The sequence below is a fragment of the Bacillus sp. IS1 genome (assembly GCF_032461585.1).
In the GTDB taxonomy this organism is placed as follows: domain Bacteria; phylum Bacillota; class Bacilli; order Bacillales; family Bacillaceae; genus Bacillus; species Bacillus velezensis.
This window is the reverse complement of record NZ_JAWCWR010000002.1, coordinates 325479-341511: the sequence shown is the minus strand read 5'-3', so window position 1 is coordinate 341511 and position 16033 is coordinate 325479. Positions and strand designations below refer to the sequence as shown.

Annotated in this window: 16 protein-coding genes; all 16 read right to left on the bottom strand. The window is 45.1% G+C overall.

Annotated features, from left to right (window positions below; all coding sequences use genetic code 11):
* Positions 1-46: 46 nt before the first annotated feature.
* The 16 genes from pruA to RUW00_RS09705 all read right to left on the bottom strand — a co-directional run bounded on the left by pruA (position 47) and on the right by RUW00_RS09705 (position 16018).
* A complete protein-coding gene (pruA, locus tag RUW00_RS09780) occupies positions 47-1594 on the bottom strand; it encodes an L-glutamate gamma-semialdehyde dehydrogenase (protein ID WP_014419155.1) in 1548 nt (515 codons plus the stop codon).
* A 207-nt stretch (positions 1595-1801) separates the two neighbouring features.
* Entirely contained in the window at positions 1802-3088 is a 1287-nt protein-coding gene (locus RUW00_RS09775) for a Glu/Leu/Phe/Val family dehydrogenase (protein WP_014419156.1), read from the bottom strand.
* A gap of 232 nt (positions 3089-3320) precedes the next feature.
* Positions 3321-4256 carry a sensor histidine kinase gene (locus RUW00_RS09770; RefSeq protein WP_280144711.1) on the bottom strand — a complete coding sequence of 312 codons (936 nt, stop codon included), beginning with the start codon at positions 4254-4256 and terminating at the stop codon, positions 3321-3323.
* 1 nt (position 4257) lies between these two features.
* Positions 4258-4956, bottom strand: coding sequence for a response regulator transcription factor (locus RUW00_RS09765; RefSeq protein WP_014419158.1), 699 nt, complete (start codon positions 4954-4956; stop codon positions 4258-4260).
* A 191-nt stretch (positions 4957-5147) separates the two neighbouring features.
* Positions 5148-6014: a DUF4097 family beta strand repeat-containing protein gene (locus RUW00_RS09760; RefSeq protein WP_233662418.1), complete on the bottom strand. Its 867-nt coding sequence runs from the start codon at positions 6012-6014 to the stop codon at positions 5148-5150.
* A 20-nt stretch (positions 6015-6034) separates the two neighbouring features.
* Positions 6035-6739 (bottom strand): ABC transporter permease, encoded by a 705-nt coding sequence (locus tag RUW00_RS09755; protein WP_280144712.1) that lies wholly within the window; start codon positions 6737-6739, stop codon positions 6035-6037.
* 65 nt (positions 6740-6804) lie between these two features.
* Positions 6805-7731, bottom strand: a complete 927-nt coding sequence (locus tag RUW00_RS09750; protein WP_025649399.1) for an ABC transporter ATP-binding protein — start codon at positions 7729-7731, stop codon at positions 6805-6807.
* A gap of 357 nt (positions 7732-8088) precedes the next feature.
* Complete coding sequence (locus RUW00_RS09745) at positions 8089-8544, bottom strand: dTDP-4-dehydrorhamnose 3,5-epimerase family protein (RefSeq protein ID WP_003150986.1); 456 nt, start codon at positions 8542-8544, stop codon at positions 8089-8091.
* The gene (gene rfbD, locus RUW00_RS09740; protein ID WP_104842926.1) at positions 8541-9389 is read right to left on the bottom strand and encodes a dTDP-4-dehydrorhamnose reductase; all 849 of its coding nucleotides are present in this window, start codon (positions 9387-9389) and stop codon (positions 8541-8543) included. The genes RUW00_RS09745 and rfbD overlap by 4 nt, the downstream gene beginning before the upstream one ends.
* Before the next feature lie 20 nt (positions 9390-9409).
* The gene (rfbB, locus tag RUW00_RS09735) at positions 9410-10357 is read right to left on the bottom strand and encodes a dTDP-glucose 4,6-dehydratase (protein ID WP_021494763.1); all 948 of its coding nucleotides are present in this window, start codon (positions 10355-10357) and stop codon (positions 9410-9412) included.
* A gap of 2 nt (positions 10358-10359) precedes the next feature.
* Positions 10360-11097 carry a sugar phosphate nucleotidyltransferase gene (locus RUW00_RS09730; protein WP_029972897.1) on the bottom strand — a complete coding sequence of 246 codons (738 nt, stop codon included), beginning with the start codon at positions 11095-11097 and terminating at the stop codon, positions 10360-10362.
* 27 nt (positions 11098-11124) lie between these two features.
* Positions 11125-12129 (bottom strand): PseG/SpsG family protein, encoded by a 1005-nt coding sequence (locus tag RUW00_RS09725; RefSeq protein ID WP_267543478.1) that lies wholly within the window; start codon positions 12127-12129, stop codon positions 11125-11127.
* A 1-nt stretch (position 12130) separates the two neighbouring features.
* Positions 12131-12871: a cytidylyltransferase domain-containing protein gene (locus RUW00_RS09720; RefSeq protein ID WP_061861642.1), complete on the bottom strand. Its 741-nt coding sequence runs from the start codon at positions 12869-12871 to the stop codon at positions 12131-12133.
* Entirely contained in the window at positions 12864-13985 is a 1122-nt protein-coding gene (locus RUW00_RS09715; RefSeq protein WP_061861643.1) for an N-acetylneuraminate synthase family protein, read from the bottom strand. Before RUW00_RS09715 ends, RUW00_RS09720 begins: the two co-directional genes overlap by 8 nt.
* Positions 13985-14848 (bottom strand): GNAT family N-acetyltransferase, encoded by an 864-nt coding sequence (locus tag RUW00_RS09710; protein ID WP_017418668.1) that lies wholly within the window; start codon positions 14846-14848, stop codon positions 13985-13987. The genes RUW00_RS09715 and RUW00_RS09710 overlap by 1 nt, the downstream gene beginning before the upstream one ends.
* Complete coding sequence (locus tag RUW00_RS09705; protein WP_061861644.1) at positions 14849-16018, bottom strand: DegT/DnrJ/EryC1/StrS family aminotransferase; 1170 nt, start codon at positions 16016-16018, stop codon at positions 14849-14851.
* Between the last annotated feature and the right edge of the window lie 15 nt (positions 16019-16033).

Here is a 16033-nt window from a genome sequence, read left to right as displayed (position 1 = left end):
GAGAAAATAGCGCGACTCTCTTTTTCATCGCGCTATTTCCGAAAGATTAATAGGCTTCAGACGTTGTTTTTGCCTGCATATGAAGAATCAGATAGTCAGGTCCTCCGGCTTTTGAATCGGTTCCTGACATATTGAAGCCGCCGAACGGCTGGTATCCGACAATCGCTCCTGTACAGCCGCGGTTGAAGTATAGATTCCCGACGTGAAAATCTTCGCGGGCGCGTTCAATGTGCGCGCGGGTTTTTGATAACAGAGCGCCCGTCAGTCCGTAATCGGTATTATTGGCAATCTCAAGCATATGGTCGAAATCACGGGCTTTTGAGATCGCGACGACCGGCCCGAAAATTTCCTCCTGCATCAGGCGGGCGTTTTCATCAACATCCGCAAAAATGGTCGGCTGAATAAAGTATCCTTTTGAATCATCACCTTCGCCTCCCGTCAGGAGTTTTCCTTCTGATTTGCCGATTTCGATATACCTCATGACTTTATTATAAGATGCTTCGTGGATGACTGGCCCCATGTATGTATCAAAATCTTCCGGACTTCCGACGGTGAGTGATTTTGTTAAAGCGACGGCTTTTTCAACAACTTCATCATAGACGTCCTGATGAATGACCGCACGCGAACCGGCTGAACATTTTTGGCCTGAGAATCCGAAGGCGGAATACACGATTGAGGAAGCGGCAAGATCAAGATCAGCATCTCTGTCTACAAGCACCGTATCTTTCCCTCCCATTTCGGCAATGACCCGTTTCAGCCACTTTTGGCCCGGCTGTACTTTTGCGGCGCGTTCATAGATGCGGCATCCGACCGCGCGGGAACCTGTAAACGACACAAATCTCGTCTTCGGATGCTCAACCAGATAGTCGCCGATTTCTCCTCCGTCGCCCGGTATGAATTGGAGCACGCCGTCCGGCAGGCCCGCTTCTTTCATCACTTCAACAAATTTCGCCGCCACGACAGGCGCCGCATCCGCCGGTTTCAGCAGTATCGTGTTGCCTGTTACGATGGCTGCCGCCGCCGTTCCCGCCATGATCGCAAGCGGGAAGTTGAATGGAGAAATGACGATTCCCACCCCAAGCGGCTCATAGTGATACTGATTAAATTCTCCGTCACGGCTCTTTACAGGGGAACCGTCTTTCAGTTTCAGCATCTGACGGGCATAATACTCTAAAAAGTCGATCGCTTCCGCCGTATCAGCATCCGCTTCCTTCCACGGTTTTCCGGCTTCTTTCACTAGATACGCGGAGAATTCGTGCTTTCTTCTGCGGATGATCGCCGCCGCTTTAAACAGCACATTCGCGCGGTGTTCCGGCCGTACTTTTTTCCATGTTTGAAATGCCTGCAGCGCAGCCAGCATGGCCTTTTCCGCAAGTTCTTTTCCGGCTGCCGATACAGAACCGATCACTTCTTTTTTATCTGCCGGATTGACGGAAATGATCTTTTTATCCGTTTCAATCGCTTCACCGTTGATGATAAGCGGATAATGCTTGCCGAGCTGTGAATTCACATAAGCCAGCGCTTCCTGAAACGATTGTTTATTTGTCTCTTCCTGAAAATTTGTAAATGGTTCGTGTGCGTATGAAACTGTCATTAGAATTCCTCCCCGTATTTTGTAATGTGTGCTCACGCTTTATGAAGATGCAAGAAGCATACCAGCATAGCAATTTGTGATAAAAATAAGAAAATCTTTGCCGAAAGCGGACGAAGCTTGTCCGAATCTGTCAGCTGCAATCTGAAAACGCAAAGAAATTTTGCGATCTGCTATATAACTGACGCAAAATCTCTTTGCGGGTAACACTTATACCCAGCCGCGGAACCGGGCCGCTTCAGCCGACTTTCTGATGCCCGTCATATAGGCGGCCAAACGCATATCGACTTTGTGGGTATGCGCTGTCTGATAAATGGATTCAAACGAATTCACCATGACGCTGCGCAGTTTTCCGGCGACTTCCTCCTCAGACCAGTAAAAGCCTTGATTATTTTGCACCCATTCAAAATAAGACACCGTCACGCCGCCGGCGCTTGCCAAAATATCCGGCACGAGAAGCACGCCTCTTTCATTCAGGATTTTCGTGGCGTCTATCGTTGTCGGCCCGTTCGCCGCCTCCACAATGATTGAGGCTTTAATGTGATGGGCGTTTTCAGCCGTAATCTGATTGGAGATTGCGGCAGGCACGAGAATATCACAGTCCTTTTCCAGCAGCTCCCGGTTCGTTATGACATCCGAGAAGAGATTCGTCACCGTGCCGAAGCTGTCCCGCTTATCCAGCAGGTAATCAATGTCAAGGCCGTCAGGGTCATACAAAGCGCCGTGGGCGTCTGAGATGCCGATCACCTTGGCGCCGGCGTCATGCATAAATTTAGCGAGAAAGCTCCCCGCATTTCCGAACCCCTGAATGATGATCCGCGCATTTTCCAATGGAATCCCTTTTTTCTTAACGGCTTCCTCAATACAAATCGTGACGCCTTGCGCGGTCGCTGTCTCCCGCCCCTGTGAACCGCCGAGAACGATCGGTTTGCCCGTAATGAATCCCGGTGAATCAAATTCTCTCAGGCGGCTGTATTCGTCCATCATCCATGCCATAATCTGCGAGTTGGTATATACGTCGGGAGCCGGAATATCCTTTGTCGGACCGACGATCTGGCTGATCGCACGCACATATCCGCGGCTCAGCCGTTCCAGCTCTCCGAATGACATCGTCCGCGGATCACAGATGATGCCGCCTTTTCCGCCCCCGTAAGGAAGATTTGTGATGCCGCATTTTAAAGTCATCCAGACCGAAAGCGCCTTAACCTCTTCTTCACTGACTTCCGGATGAAACCGCACGCCTCCTTTTGTCGGGCCGACTGCGTCATTATGCTGTGAGCGGTAGCCCGTGAAAACCTGTACTGAGCCATTGTCCATTTTGACGGGGATGCGGACGGTCAAAAGCCGCATCGGCTCTTTCATCAATTCATACATATTGTCAGGGTACCCCAGTTTGCGCAGGGCCTCTTTTATGATCGATTGTGTTGACAAGAACAAATTAAGAACTTCTTTTTCTTCATCTTTCTGATTGCTTTTAGAAAGCGGGTTGGCTGACATGTTTTATCACCTCATCGTATTTTACGTGTAAGCTTCAATTACCGGCAGAACAAAATGTAAGCGCTTTTACACCAAAACCCATCAATCCCTTTCACATTGTCGTTACGCCCCTTTTTATATGCAAGATTCATGCCAGGTTTTTGTGTGTAAAAAAAAGAGGCTGTTGTCAGCCTCTCAGATTAAAGAGAAAGGGGATTTGAAGACGTATACAGAAGAAACCTTACTGCTTTTATTAAAATTTAATACGTCTTAAACGTACAGAAAACGTTGTTTCTTTGAAGGGGACACTATTTAGAGATATACTTCCTTCCATTTGCTCTACTAATCTCTTAGTAATCGTCAGCCCCAATCCGCTTCCCTGATAATTGGTATTTCTCGAGTCCTCCAATGTGTACATTCGTTCAAAGACACGGTCTTTATGCATTTCATTTATTCCTTTTCCTTTATCTGATATTTCTACAAAAACATCATTATCAGTTATTCTGATCTTTAAACCCACCATCTTACCATCGGAACCATATTGAATTGCATTCGTAATTAAATTATTCAGAACCCTCTCAATTGCATCTTCATCTCCGCTAACAAAGACAGAATCATCGGGTATATCAATCACTACTTCAAATTCTTTGCTGATTAAAATTTCGTAGTAATCCAAAATTATTTTTCGGCTGACTTCACATATGTCAATTCGTGAAGAATTTAATTTTTTATCTCCTGACTCTAATTTTACAAGTTCAAAAAAACGGTTTATTATCGCTAATACCTCGACCGTTTTTAAATTAACTGTTTTTAGTAAACTCATAACCTTTTCCGAAGTCAGACTTTTATCGTTATTTATCATTTCAATATAACCTAGTATAACTGTTAAAGGCGTCTTTAAATCGTGTGAAATATTTGATAACATTTTTCGCATGGACAGTTCAATACTATTGTAGTTCCCTTTGATCTTTTGATTATGGTCTAAAAGACGGTTTATTTGAATTAACAAGGATTTTATATATTTATCTTCCGTGTTAAGCAATAATCTTTCGCCTGTCTCTTCATTAACAACTTTTCGAAGTTTATTTCTTATATATTTAATCTCAGTCCTTAGATTTAATCGGCTTCGGAAAAGAAATATATTTACTGCTGCAGAGCATATGAATAAAATAACCAACATATAAAACAATTTAAAAATCTCCCAACTTATAACCGATTCCCCACAAAGTTTTTATGTACATTGGATGAGATGGATCGTCCTCAATTTTCTCTCTGAGCCGTCTAATATGAACATTAATTACATTCTCATCTCCATGATACTCATCTTCCCATACGGATTTATAAAGTTGAGACTTAGTATATACTTGTGAAGGATTAGAAATAAAGAGTTTTAAAATATTAAATTCTTTTGCCGTGAGATTAATCTTTTCATTGAATTTTTTAACAGAAAAGCCATGCAGGTCAACACTTAAATCACCTATTTTAATGATTTTTTCTTCCTTTGAAGACAGGGAGCTCTTATAGTGTCTTTCTCTTCTAATGGTTGCTTTAATTCTGGCTATTACCTCCAGCATAGAAAAAGGTTTAGAAATATAATCATCAGCCCCGAGGCCGAGACCAAGTGCCTTATCTACATCTTCATCTTTTGCAGACATGATAAGAACGGGAACCATACTTTTGGAACGAATCATTCTTAAACATTCCATCCCATCTATCTTCGGAAGCATTAAATCCAACAATATAACCTCAAACTTTTGGGTGTTCAATATGTCTAAAGCTTCTTCACCATCAAAAGCTGCTGTTACTTCAAACCCTTCTTTCGTTAAGCTTTCGCTTACCATATCGCTTATGAATTGGTCGTCTTCTACAATTAATATTTTGTAACCCAAGCTTTCCGCTCCTTAAATATAAAACTGATATTCTTATTTCACTGTTTATTTCAATCATTATACAGATAATTAATCTCATTATAATTATTTTTTATACAAAAGGAGATAAATATTCCAAAACATTTTAAATACAAACAAATAAGACAACCATTCTTCAATAGCGGGAATTGTTGTCTTGTGTTTTTCTCTTTTTATCTCACCTTTATCGAACCATCTTCACTAGATAGACTCACTTTATTACTTCCCGCGCCAATTTCACCTTTTTTCAGTTTTACGCCATCATGGCTCTTATTAAGCCCATCTAGATCAAACGTTACATCAGAATTACTCTGAGCAAAAACAGCAAGTGAAGTTGGCGCTTTTTTATAAGATACACCTATATCTCCTGATTTCGTATTTACTGATAAAGATGTTCCTTCTGTTATGTCCTTGATTGAAACCGCTCCATCTTTAGAAGTAACCTTTATATTGGAACTATGTATTTCCTTCATCTCGTTATCGCCGCTTGCAGATGTTATATTTAATTTCTCAAAAGAACTATTTTCAACGCTTAACGCCCCATCCCTGGATGAAAACTTTCCAGTATGAGCCGAAACATTATTGATTTTTTCATCACCGGAATGATTATCAACGACAATATGTTCAGCTGAAATTTCACTTAATTGTATATTCCCATCTTTATTGGTTATTTCAATATTGTTCATACCTGAATTGGGAACATTAATATAGATTGTGCCGCCCTGCTTCCCAAAAGTAAATCCATCCAAAAAGCCGCCATTCTTTTGTTCTTTTTGACTAACGACCAAATCTCTCCCATTTTCTTGAAATGTAACTGGAGCCTTATCTTTCTGTTTCCCATCAGCAGATATTGTTGCCTTATTTGAATTACTCTTTTTAAACTTCACATCCCATGAGTCAGTATATACTTTTAAAGTATCAATTTTTTCAACATTGTAGGACACGTTCTTTTTAAAGTTTTTAGTATCTGTCTTATAAAGGCTTAAAACAATTCCGCCGATTACGATTAACACTGCACATGATGCTATAATCTTCTTCATTGTATAATTTCTCCTTTTATCTACAATAAATCTTTCTGATCCACCTTACGGTAAGAAAGATAACCCACTAAAAAACCAAATAAACAAAGTATAATTGGAATGATAATAAATTGACTTAAACTGACTGTTTCTCCTCCGTCGGAAACTGTTGCATTGATAAAGACCCCGATTATGACAGCCCAAGTGATTGTAGCAGAAGTTGATTTTTTTCTCATGCCGAAAAATAAAGGAATCAGACTCACTCCTCCCATCATAAAAGCGGTGAGAAGAGACGATGGCATAGCGGAAATAACTTCACTCATTTCAACAGGCTTCTCGAATAAATATAAGTGCGGACTCACGAAGAGAATTAACAAGTTAATAACAAACGTAGCAATAACAATACTTACAAAGCAGAATAGGAAGACAATAGATAGTTTAGCTTGCATTAATTTTTTTCTTTGTAAAGGATAAGTAAACAGCAATTGTATTGTTTTATTTTTATATTCATCAATAACTAAACGGGATAAAATCACAGCAGAAAAACAAATAAACACAATTCTAATTAAAATATTAGTTAGAGATATAAAATCTGCATAATCACGAAACATAAGTTCATTTTCATTTTTAGATTCCCATCCCATAAGAGCCACTAAGGCAAAGATGATGAATATCCAAAGTGCCACCCATTTAAAATACTGTGATAAGTGATGTTTTTTGTACTCTAATTTCATAAGTTTTAACATTTCAATTAGCCTCCGGCAGAAGAATTTAAGACAATGCAAATAGGTGCATAACACAGACAGGCAATCTATCTAGTGTGTATTCCCTCCCCATTCATAGAATTTAAGAAGTATTCTTCTAAAGAACTGTGTTTTTTATTTATACTTTCTATACCAATGTCATTCAGAATAAGTGCTTTAGAGATTTCTTGTTGTGTAACTGCTGTTTCATAGATACGAATTAATTGCTGGTCAATCATTTTAAAATTTCTTATCCCCAGATTTTGCTCTAAAATATATAACGCTTTTTTTATATTTTGGACTTTTACCTCCACATACTCTGTTTGTTTTCCGTTTATACTCTTCATAGAAACTTCTTTTATTAACTTGCCATTCTGTATGATACCAACAGTATCTGACATTTGTTCCATTTCAGCTAAAATGTGACTGGAGACTAATAATGTAATTCCATATTCTCTGCAAAGTAACTTAAAGAGATCCCTCAACTCTTTTATACCTATTGGATCCAGACCGTTAATCGGCTCGTCTAAAATGAGAAGTTCTGGTCTTGTAGAAATAGCTCTGGCTATTCCTAACCTTTGTTTCATTCCTAAAGAAAACTCTTTCACTTTTTTATTATCAATATTATGTAACTTTACAAGCTCGATAGCGTGGTCAATGGATTTTTTATCGTAATAGCCCATATATTCACAATGGAAATCTAAATTTTCTTTAGCAGTGAGGTTGTCATAGAAAATGGGATATTCAATAATGGTGCCCATTCGTTTTAAAACTTCAAATGACGTATCTGTTAATTTCTCACCGAAAATTTCTATTTCCCCACTTGTTGGCTTGATTAAATTGGTAATCATTTTCATAATGGTTGTTTTACCTGCACCATTGGGACCCAAGAATCCATAAATCTCCCCTTTTTTCACGTGCATATTAACCCCGGAAACAACTTCTTTTCCTTTAAATGTTTTTGTAAGCTGACTCGTTTTTAAGATGTATGTCATTCGCTTTCCCCTTTCCATATATACTCCTACTATATAATGGAAAGTTCTCTTTTCCCTTAAGCAAATATTACTTTTTTCTTAAGATTTTTCTAATTAAATCCTAATCCTATCACCATTCTATAAATCATTTATTGTTTTTTAGGATGTATGTTCTTCATAGGAGAAGAAAATAAGAATCTCTTAATTTTTGGTTCCATTAAGGATTAACCGACATCTTCCAAGACATTTTTGATGAAATTGTCCTTCAGGCCAGCAATCATGATATATTGGACGGTCGTATCTTATTCACTGGCTCTACTCATATCAAAGTCAACAAAAACACAAAAACGAAGACATCCGCTGTCTTCGTCTTGTGCGCTACCGGTGAGCCGTCTGCCAGTCAAATCCGATGGTGTCATCATTCCACGGGATTCTTTTTTCGTCAGGCTGATCCGGATTGTAGGACATTGTCGTGAAATAAATAATGGTCAGCGGGGTTTCGCCCAGCACTCTGTACCCGTGTGCGACGCCTTTGGGAATGAGAAGGAGCATCGGATTGTCTTCTCCCATGTAGTAGACATCCGTTTCTCCCTTGGTTGCCGACTCTTCGCGAAGGTCATGGAGCACGACCTGGGCGTGGCCCGTCGGAAAAAACCACAGGTCATCCTGTTTCTCATGATAGTGAAATGCTTTAATGACGCCGGGATAGCTTTTGGACCAGGAAGCCTGCCCGAAACGCTCTAAGAGATGTTCATCGTCACGGACGAGTTCTGAGAAAAAACCCCGGTCATCGCTGTGTTTGATCAGCTTTTTGATTTTTACGCCTTCGATCACTTGCACTGTCCCTCCCTTTGTAAATAATCATGCAGCGCTTCCCGCCAATGCCTCATGCCGAGCCCCTGCCGTTCAATCGACTCAAGACTCAACACCGAATAAGCGGGGCGCGGCGTCTCATTTCCGTATTCCTCCGTCGTGACGGGCAGCACGGCGGCGGTTCTGCCGCTTTCTTCAAAAATAGCCTTGGCAAATTCATACCAGCTGCACACTCCGCTGTTTGCGGCGTGGTATAAGCCCGGCGGCCTGTCAAACAGACCGATCACCGTTTCGGCTAAATCTTTTGTATACGTCGGCGCCCCGATTTGATCGTTAACGACACGCACCTGATCATGTGTATCCGCAAGTTTCAGCATCGTATTGACAAAGTTGTGCCCGCCGCTGCCGTACACCCACGATGTTCTGATAATGGTGTGGTTTTTTCCCGTCAACCGGATCAGTTCTTCGCCGAGTTTTTTGCTTTTTCCGTAAATCGTGCCCGGATCTGCGGGATCATCGGTCTGGTATGGCCGTGTTCCTTTGCCGCTGAAGACGTAATCGGTGCTGATGTGAATGAATTTCGCGCCGGTGTTTTCAGCCTCAAGCGCGGCATAATAAGCGCCGATTCCGTTTATTAAATACGCTTTGTCGAGCTCCGTTTCACATTTGTCAACGGAGGTGTATGCCGCCGTATTGACGACGATATCCGGCTTGTAATGGCTGAACGAGTGCCGCACCGAACGCTGGTCGGATATGTTCATCATCGCTTTTGTCAAGGCGATCACTTCATACCCTTCCCGCTTCAGCTGGCGGCATAACTCCCGCCCCAGCTGGCCGGCCGCTCCGGTTACTAATACCTTCGTCAATCGGATCCCCTTCTTTCCGATTAGTCTTGGCTGTCTGTATACCAGCGAATGGTTCTTCTCATCCCTTCTTCAAATGTGACGTCCTGCCGCCATCCCAGCTCATTTTTCAGCTTTGAAGCATTGATGGCGTAACGGCGGTCATGCCCTTTTCTGTCTTCGACATGAGCAAACCGTTCCTCGACACCGAGCTCCTTCATGATAAATGACGCAAGCTCTTTATTCGTCCGTTCATTTCCTCCGCCGATATTGTAAATGTCACCGAGTGTTCCTTTTTCCAGGACGAGCTTAATGGCGCGGCAATGGTCTTCGGCAAACAGCCAGTCTCTGATCTGCAATCCGTCGCCGTACAGCGGAACCGGCGTGCCGTTTACGGCATGCCTGATAATGGTCGGAATCATTTTCTCGTGATGCTGGTACGGCCCGTAATTGTTGCTGCATCTTGTAATGATGGCTGGAAGCTTATGAGTTTTCACATAAGACATGACGAGCAGGTCTGAGCTTGCCTTGCTGGCGGAATACGGATTGTTCGGAGAAAGCGGCGTCGTCTCTGTAAAAGCGGGATCATCCGGCGCCAAATCTCCGTACACCTCATCTGTGGAAATGTGAATCAGTCTGCCGGCTTTTCCCTGCAACACCGCGTCCGCCAGTCGGTATGTGCCCATCACATTTGTTGTGATAAACGGCTCTGCCTGATTTATGCTTCTGTCCACATGGGATTCAGCCGCAAAATGAATGACAGCGTCATACATGTGGGAAAAGACTTTGTCAATGTCCTCTTTTTTAGAAATGTCACCTTTGATAAAACGGAAACGGCCGTTCTTTTTTAAGGCTTCTATTTCAAGCGGCCTGCTTGCATACGTGAGATTATCCAGGACGGTAATCTGCGCGTCCGTTTCTTTCAGCATCATCTTTGTGAAGGTAAGGCCGATAAATCCGGCGCCGCCTGTAATTAAATATGATTTTGGCATGATTAATGCTCCTGTCCTTTCTGTATTGCCTGATGCGCCAGGCTTCCGGCGAGGTAGAGCGATTCATGCGTGCCCGCATCCACCCACCAGCCCGTTAACACATCATACGTCAGCTCACTGTGTTCAATGTATAAATTATTGACATCCGTAATTTCCAGTTCGCCGCGTTTTGAAGGGGAAATTTGTTCAATATAAGAAAACACTTCTGCGTCGTACATGTAGATCCCTGTGACGCATAGTCTGGTCGGCGGCTGCTCCGGCTTTTCAATGATCGACTTGATCCGTTTGTTTTCCTCATCAATCTCGGCGATGCCGAAGCGCTCCGGATCGTCAACTTCTTTCAGCAGCACTTTCGCTCCTTTTCCCTGCTTTGCGAAACGCTCCGTATAAGGTTTTAATGAATCTTCAAAAATATTATCTCCCAAAAGCAGGACAAACGGGTCGCGCCCGGTAAACCGCTTTGCGTATGATAAACCGTCGGAAATGCCGGATGCGGCTGGCTGAACCTGATATGTGATTGAGACGCCGAGTTCTTCTCCGGTTTCGAGAAGTTTATGAAATTGCGGAATATATTCTTTTTGCGTAATCAGCAAGATATCCGTAATCCCCGCTTCTTCCAGCTTCATGATCGACCAGTAAATCATCGGATATGGACCGACAGGGAGTAAATGCTTATTGACCGCTTTTGTCAGCGGCATAAGGCGTGAGCCGGTGCCTCCGGCTAAGATAACACCTTTCACATGAACACTTCCTTACGTGTGGTTTTATCACAAATCATAAAGAATCGCCGCCGCCCGTTTGATGCCCCTGCCGTCAACCAGCGGCTTTCCGTTTTGATGAAGTCCGGACCGCATCGGATAATCAGCGGCCATGTCAGACATATGCCGTGCAAGAACGTCCGCTGATATGCATTCACCAAGGCCGAGATGAACGGCGGCCCCCCGTGCGGCGAATTTTTCCGCCGTCTCAGTTTGATGCTCCACTTGAGAAAGTACGATGCAGGGCACACCCGTACAAATGGTCTCATATAAAGTGATCCCGCCGGACACGACGGCCATATCAGCCCTCGAAAGAAGCGCGGCCATGTCATTTGTCTGCCTTACCATCTCGGCATAAGGCATTTGTGTAAGATGCGCGCCCACGCCATCAGCATGAGGCGCGGCGCCGCCCATGACGATGATCACTCGTTTTCGCTGAATATCGGGGATGCGGCGGCATGCTTCCATCACTTTAAAGACAAGCTTCTTCGGGTCGCTTCCTCCTAATGAGACCAATATGGTCCGGCATTCTTTTCTCAGCTGATAGAGCTGCTTTGCTTTTTCAAAACCCGGATGAAGAATGATATATTCCGGGCCTTCATATACAACGGCGCTGCCCATTTGAACCGTCCGGCTTTTCAGCCCTCCGTAAATGCCGTTTATAACGGCATCGCATAAATGAATGACATGTTCCCGTTTTTCTTCAAATAAGACGATACGTGCCGATGAATGCTTTTTGATTTCCTCTAACCAGTCACACGGCATATCGAGCAGATCGAATATGAGAAGGTCAGGGGCCTGCCTGTTTATTTCCCGGACAATAAATTCCTTCTGTCCCTTGTCAGGCTTGATGATCACTTCCCATTGATCAGAAGACAGATAAGAAGAAGCCTCTTTATTTGTGTGGAACGTTATTGAGCAATTGTTCTTAATGGCACCGGCAAGCAGCTTCATCCGGACCGCGTGCCCCATGCCGATGTCACGGCCCCCGTCCGCGAAAATCAAAACCCGCATGCTAATCAGCCTCTTTTTGCCGGATCATTTGATTAATGGCCCTGAGCTCCGGATCACTATTCAGCAGATGGATCAATTCTTTTGCCGGAATATCAGGACGCGAGCCCGCTTTTACGTACAGCTCGCGGGCCAGCCTGTAGTCCTCTTCTGTATCGACGGTCATCCGCAAGTGAGGAGCCCGGAGTTCCTGCGGGGGCTCAGGAAAGAGAAGCCGGTACTTCTCAGCAGATTCTCTTATTAAAAGCGTGACATGCTCCTGATATTTGTCCGCCAGCGTTTTGTCGGCATTGATCTCCGTTAAAAGGCGCGCGTTTACCGCCTCGCCGCCGATGCCGAGCGGTGTACCGCAGATATACGTGTAGTCTGCGTGCTGATCTAAATGCGATTGAATCAGAAAATCAAGCAGCGAAGGGTCGACAAACGGGTTATCCCCCGTCAGTCTGACTGCGATGTCCGGTTTTACTCGTTCGATGACTTGTGCAAAACGGTCAAGCACGCGCTGCTCGCTGCCGCGGTGCACACGGTAGTTCTTGCTGAGGCAGTGCGCAGACAGAATGTCGTCGGTCTTGCTGTCAGACGAGGCGACGATCAGATTATCCCGCGATTGATCATAATACTCGCTTTGCCGAACCCTTTTGACAATCATATCGAGGATCGTATACCCGCCGATCGGTTTCAGCACTTTACCGGGAAGACGCCCGCTTCCCATCCGCGCCTGAATGATAAACAAAATGTCAGTCATCATATGGGCTGCCTTTCGTCAAAAGGTCATCCCAAGTGATGCCCGTGTCGGCGGGGATATCCCTGACCGCACGCGCCCCGTCAGTTAAAAGCTCAAAATATCTCGGGTGAAGCCCCTGCGGTTTTTGGCCGGGACGAAGGACGGCAAGGTTTTCCGCCGTAAAATATTCGCCTTTTTGAATCGGCGCTGTTGAAAAAATGCCTCTGTAAGCGAACCTTCTGATATCCCCTTCAATCGGTGTCGTCGTTTTATGAGAACTTCCCGACAGCACTTCCGGCACCGGAGCATGATGCCCCTGCCGCAGCTCCGCTTCAACTGAGCGGATCGCCGCAACCATTTCTTTTAATTCATCCGGATTGAGAGCGAAGGAGTGATCAGCACCGGGCAGGTTTTTATCGATCGTAAAATGCTTTTCAATCAGTTTCGCTCCGAGCCTGACAGCCGCGCACGGCACATCATACGGATGGGCGCTGTGATCGGAGAAACCGATCACTGCATCCGGGAATGCGGCGGCAAGCATGGGAATGACGCTCAGATTGCTGTATTCAGGCGGCGCGGGATATTTCGCCACACAATGCATGATCGCAATTTCTGTGTTCCCCTCGCCGGTAATGGTTTGATAAGCCTCCTGAATATCTGAAATATCAGCGCCCGCGGTGGAAAAAATAATCGGGGTCTTCAGCCCCGCGACATATTTCAATAACGGCAGATGATTCAGCTCGTAGGAGGCGATTTTAAAGGCTGAAGGGGAAGTCGCATACAGTAAGTCGGCAGAGCCTTCGTCACATACCGTACTTAAAAACAGCACGCCTTTTTTCTTACAATATTCAAGCAGCGGTTCGATCCACTCGGCGGGCATTTCCATGGATTGCACCAAAGAAAAAATAGAGACGTTTTTTCCCGCAGCGGTTTTGTACAAGCCCGGGTCTTTCTGATACATTTTGTCAGCCTGAAACATTTGAAACTTGACCGCGTCCGCGCCGGCCTCACTGGCCGCATCTATCAATTCAAACGCCTGGCTCAGTTTTCCGTCATGATTAATTCCGGCTTCGGCGATGATGAATACGGGCGAACCTTCGCCGATTGACTTCGTTCCGATTTTGCATGATGCCATCAGTCCGCCTCCTTCCCGGGCCACACATGATAGTAGTAATAGGACGCATCCGCTTTAAATCCCATTCTTTCATACAGGCGGATGGCTCTTACATTGTGGAGCTGCGTTCCCGCTGATACAGTCTTATGCTGAAAGCGCAATGATTGTTCAATCACGTGCGCCGCTAAATGGAATCCCGCTCCTTTTCCTTCAAAGCCCGGCTTTACCGCCATCAGATCAAGGACGAATTCATCGCCTTTAGACAGCCCCTGAACAAAGCCCACGGTCTCTCCCTTATATGTGGCAGCGAATTGTAATGAAGCTCTGCCTTCCGCGTTATTCCGCGCCCACTCTTCAAACAGGCGGTTCGCACTTTCATAGCTGAGGCGGGGATCTTGGTAATACCTGCTTTTTGTAAAGGCGTCGCGGGCCAGCCGGCTGATCGCTTCCGTGTCGCCGGGTCCGGCTTCTGTAATCTCAAATGGCGGCGTGCTGTTATATACACGCACCGGGCTGACGAGCTTGAGCAGACTCCCTACAAAATAAGCGTTCGGAAGCTGCTGAACGACCTGCATCGCCCCGATATCTTCAGCCGGTATTTTAATAAATATAAAATCAGTGCCTGCCGCCCGCCTTGCCGCGTAAAATTCCTGAAACAGCCTTTTGAGCTGTCCGGTGCTGTTTGCGGCTGCAAGCTTCACATTGATGATATTTTTTCGGAACAATTGACTTTCCCACGAAGAGTTTTCATATAAAATCACGCCTTGAAGGCTGTTTTCTTCCAATAAACAGAGCGACGATTCATAGGCTTCCGGCTGGATGCCCTTCTGATGCAGGAAGGCATGAATCATGTCCTGAGCAAGATTTTCCCTCAGTCTGTACACCTAATCAGCCCCTTTGACGATATCCGTAACGGCTGCAATGACGTATTCAACGTCGTCATCTGTCATTGACGGATAAAGAGGGAGTGACACGGTGCGGTGATAATACGCTGCCGCGGCCGGAAAGTCAGTTTCCTTATATCCGTACGTTTTTTGATAATACGGATGGAACGGAACCGGAATAAAATGAACACTTGTGCCGATATTATATTGGTCTTTTAAAGCGGAAATCAGATCGTTCCGGCTGACCCCGGCCTCCTGCTCCTCTATTTGAAGAACATACAGATGCCATGCATGCCGTCCGTCATCACTGACATGCGGGATGGTCAGCCCTTTCATGTGTCTGAAGGCGTCCTGGTAGCGGCTCGCAATGTCGGCTCTTCTTTGCTGCATGCTGTCAATCCGTTTCAGCTGATGAAGCCCAAGCGCTGCCTGAAGATCAAACATATTCATTTTATAGCCGGGCGTTTCGACCTCGTAGTACCAGCTTCCGTTTGAAGAATAGCGGTTCCACGCGCCTTTGCTCATGCCGTGAAGGCTGAGCACCCTGATCTGATCGGCAAGCCCGTCATCGTCCGTCGTCAGCATGCCGCCTTCACCGGTTGCCAGGTTTTTTGTCGCGTAGAAGCTGAATGCCGTCGCATCACCGATTGATCCGATCATTTTCTGTTTATAAGTGGTATACACGGCATGTGCGGCATCCTCTAAGACAAATAACTGATGCTTTTCGGCAATGGCCAGAATCTCATCCATATCACACGACTGGCCGGCGAAATGAACGGGTACAATCGCCTTTGTCCGCGGGGTGACGGCCGCCTCAATTTTTTTAGGGTCCGCATTCAGCGTAAGCGGATCGATGTCAACAAACACCGGAACGGCGCCTGTGTGCACGATTGTATTGGCTGTAGAACTGAACGTCACGGCAGACGTGATGACCTCGTCGCCGGGACCGATCCCTTTCGCTTTCAGGGTCAAAAACAAAGCGGCGGTACATGAGTTCAGCGCGATCGCGTGCTTTGCCCCCGTCCATGCGGCAAAGGCTTTTTCAAACGCCTCTACTTTCGGTCCCTTTGAAAGCCAGCCCGATTCAAGCGTATCAATAACCTCCTGAATTTCGTCCTTCCCGATCATGGGCAATGAATAAGGAAGAAAAGCTGATCTTTTTTGCACCATTTTCTTTGCGCTCCT

Excerpts from the sequence above, each read along its gene's own strand:
- RUW00_RS09705 (WP_061861644.1), bottom strand. The coding sequence starts at position 16,018 with ATGGTGCAAAAAAGATCAGCTTTTCTTCCTTATTCATTGCCCATGATC.
- RUW00_RS09755 (WP_280144712.1), bottom strand. The coding sequence starts at position 6,739 with ATGTTAAAACTTATGAAATTAGAGTACAAAAAACATCACTTATCACAG.
- RUW00_RS09725 (WP_267543478.1), bottom strand. The coding sequence starts at position 12,129 with ATGCGGGTTTTGATTTTCGCGGACGGGGGCCGTGACATCGGCATGGGG.
- pruA (WP_014419155.1), bottom strand. The coding sequence starts at position 1,594 with ATGACAGTTTCATACGCACACGAACCATTTACAAATTTTCAGGAAGAG.
- RUW00_RS09715 (WP_061861643.1), bottom strand. The coding sequence starts at position 13,985 with ATGGCATCATGCAAAATCGGAACGAAGTCAATCGGCGAAGGTTCGCCC.
- RUW00_RS09720 (WP_061861642.1), bottom strand. The coding sequence starts at position 12,871 with ATGACTGACATTTTGTTTATCATTCAGGCGCGGATGGGAAGCGGGCGT.
- rfbB (WP_021494763.1), bottom strand. The coding sequence starts at position 10,357 with ATGCCAAAATCATATTTAATTACAGGCGGCGCCGGATTTATCGGCCTT.
- RUW00_RS09750 (WP_025649399.1), bottom strand. The coding sequence starts at position 7,731 with ATGACATACATCTTAAAAACGAGTCAGCTTACAAAAACATTTAAAGGA.
- RUW00_RS09775 (WP_014419156.1), bottom strand. The coding sequence starts at position 3,088 with ATGTCAGCCAACCCGCTTTCTAAAAGCAATCAGAAAGATGAAGAAAAA.
- RUW00_RS09760 (WP_233662418.1), bottom strand. The coding sequence starts at position 6,014 with ATGAAGAAGATTATAGCATCATGTGCAGTGTTAATCGTAATCGGCGGA.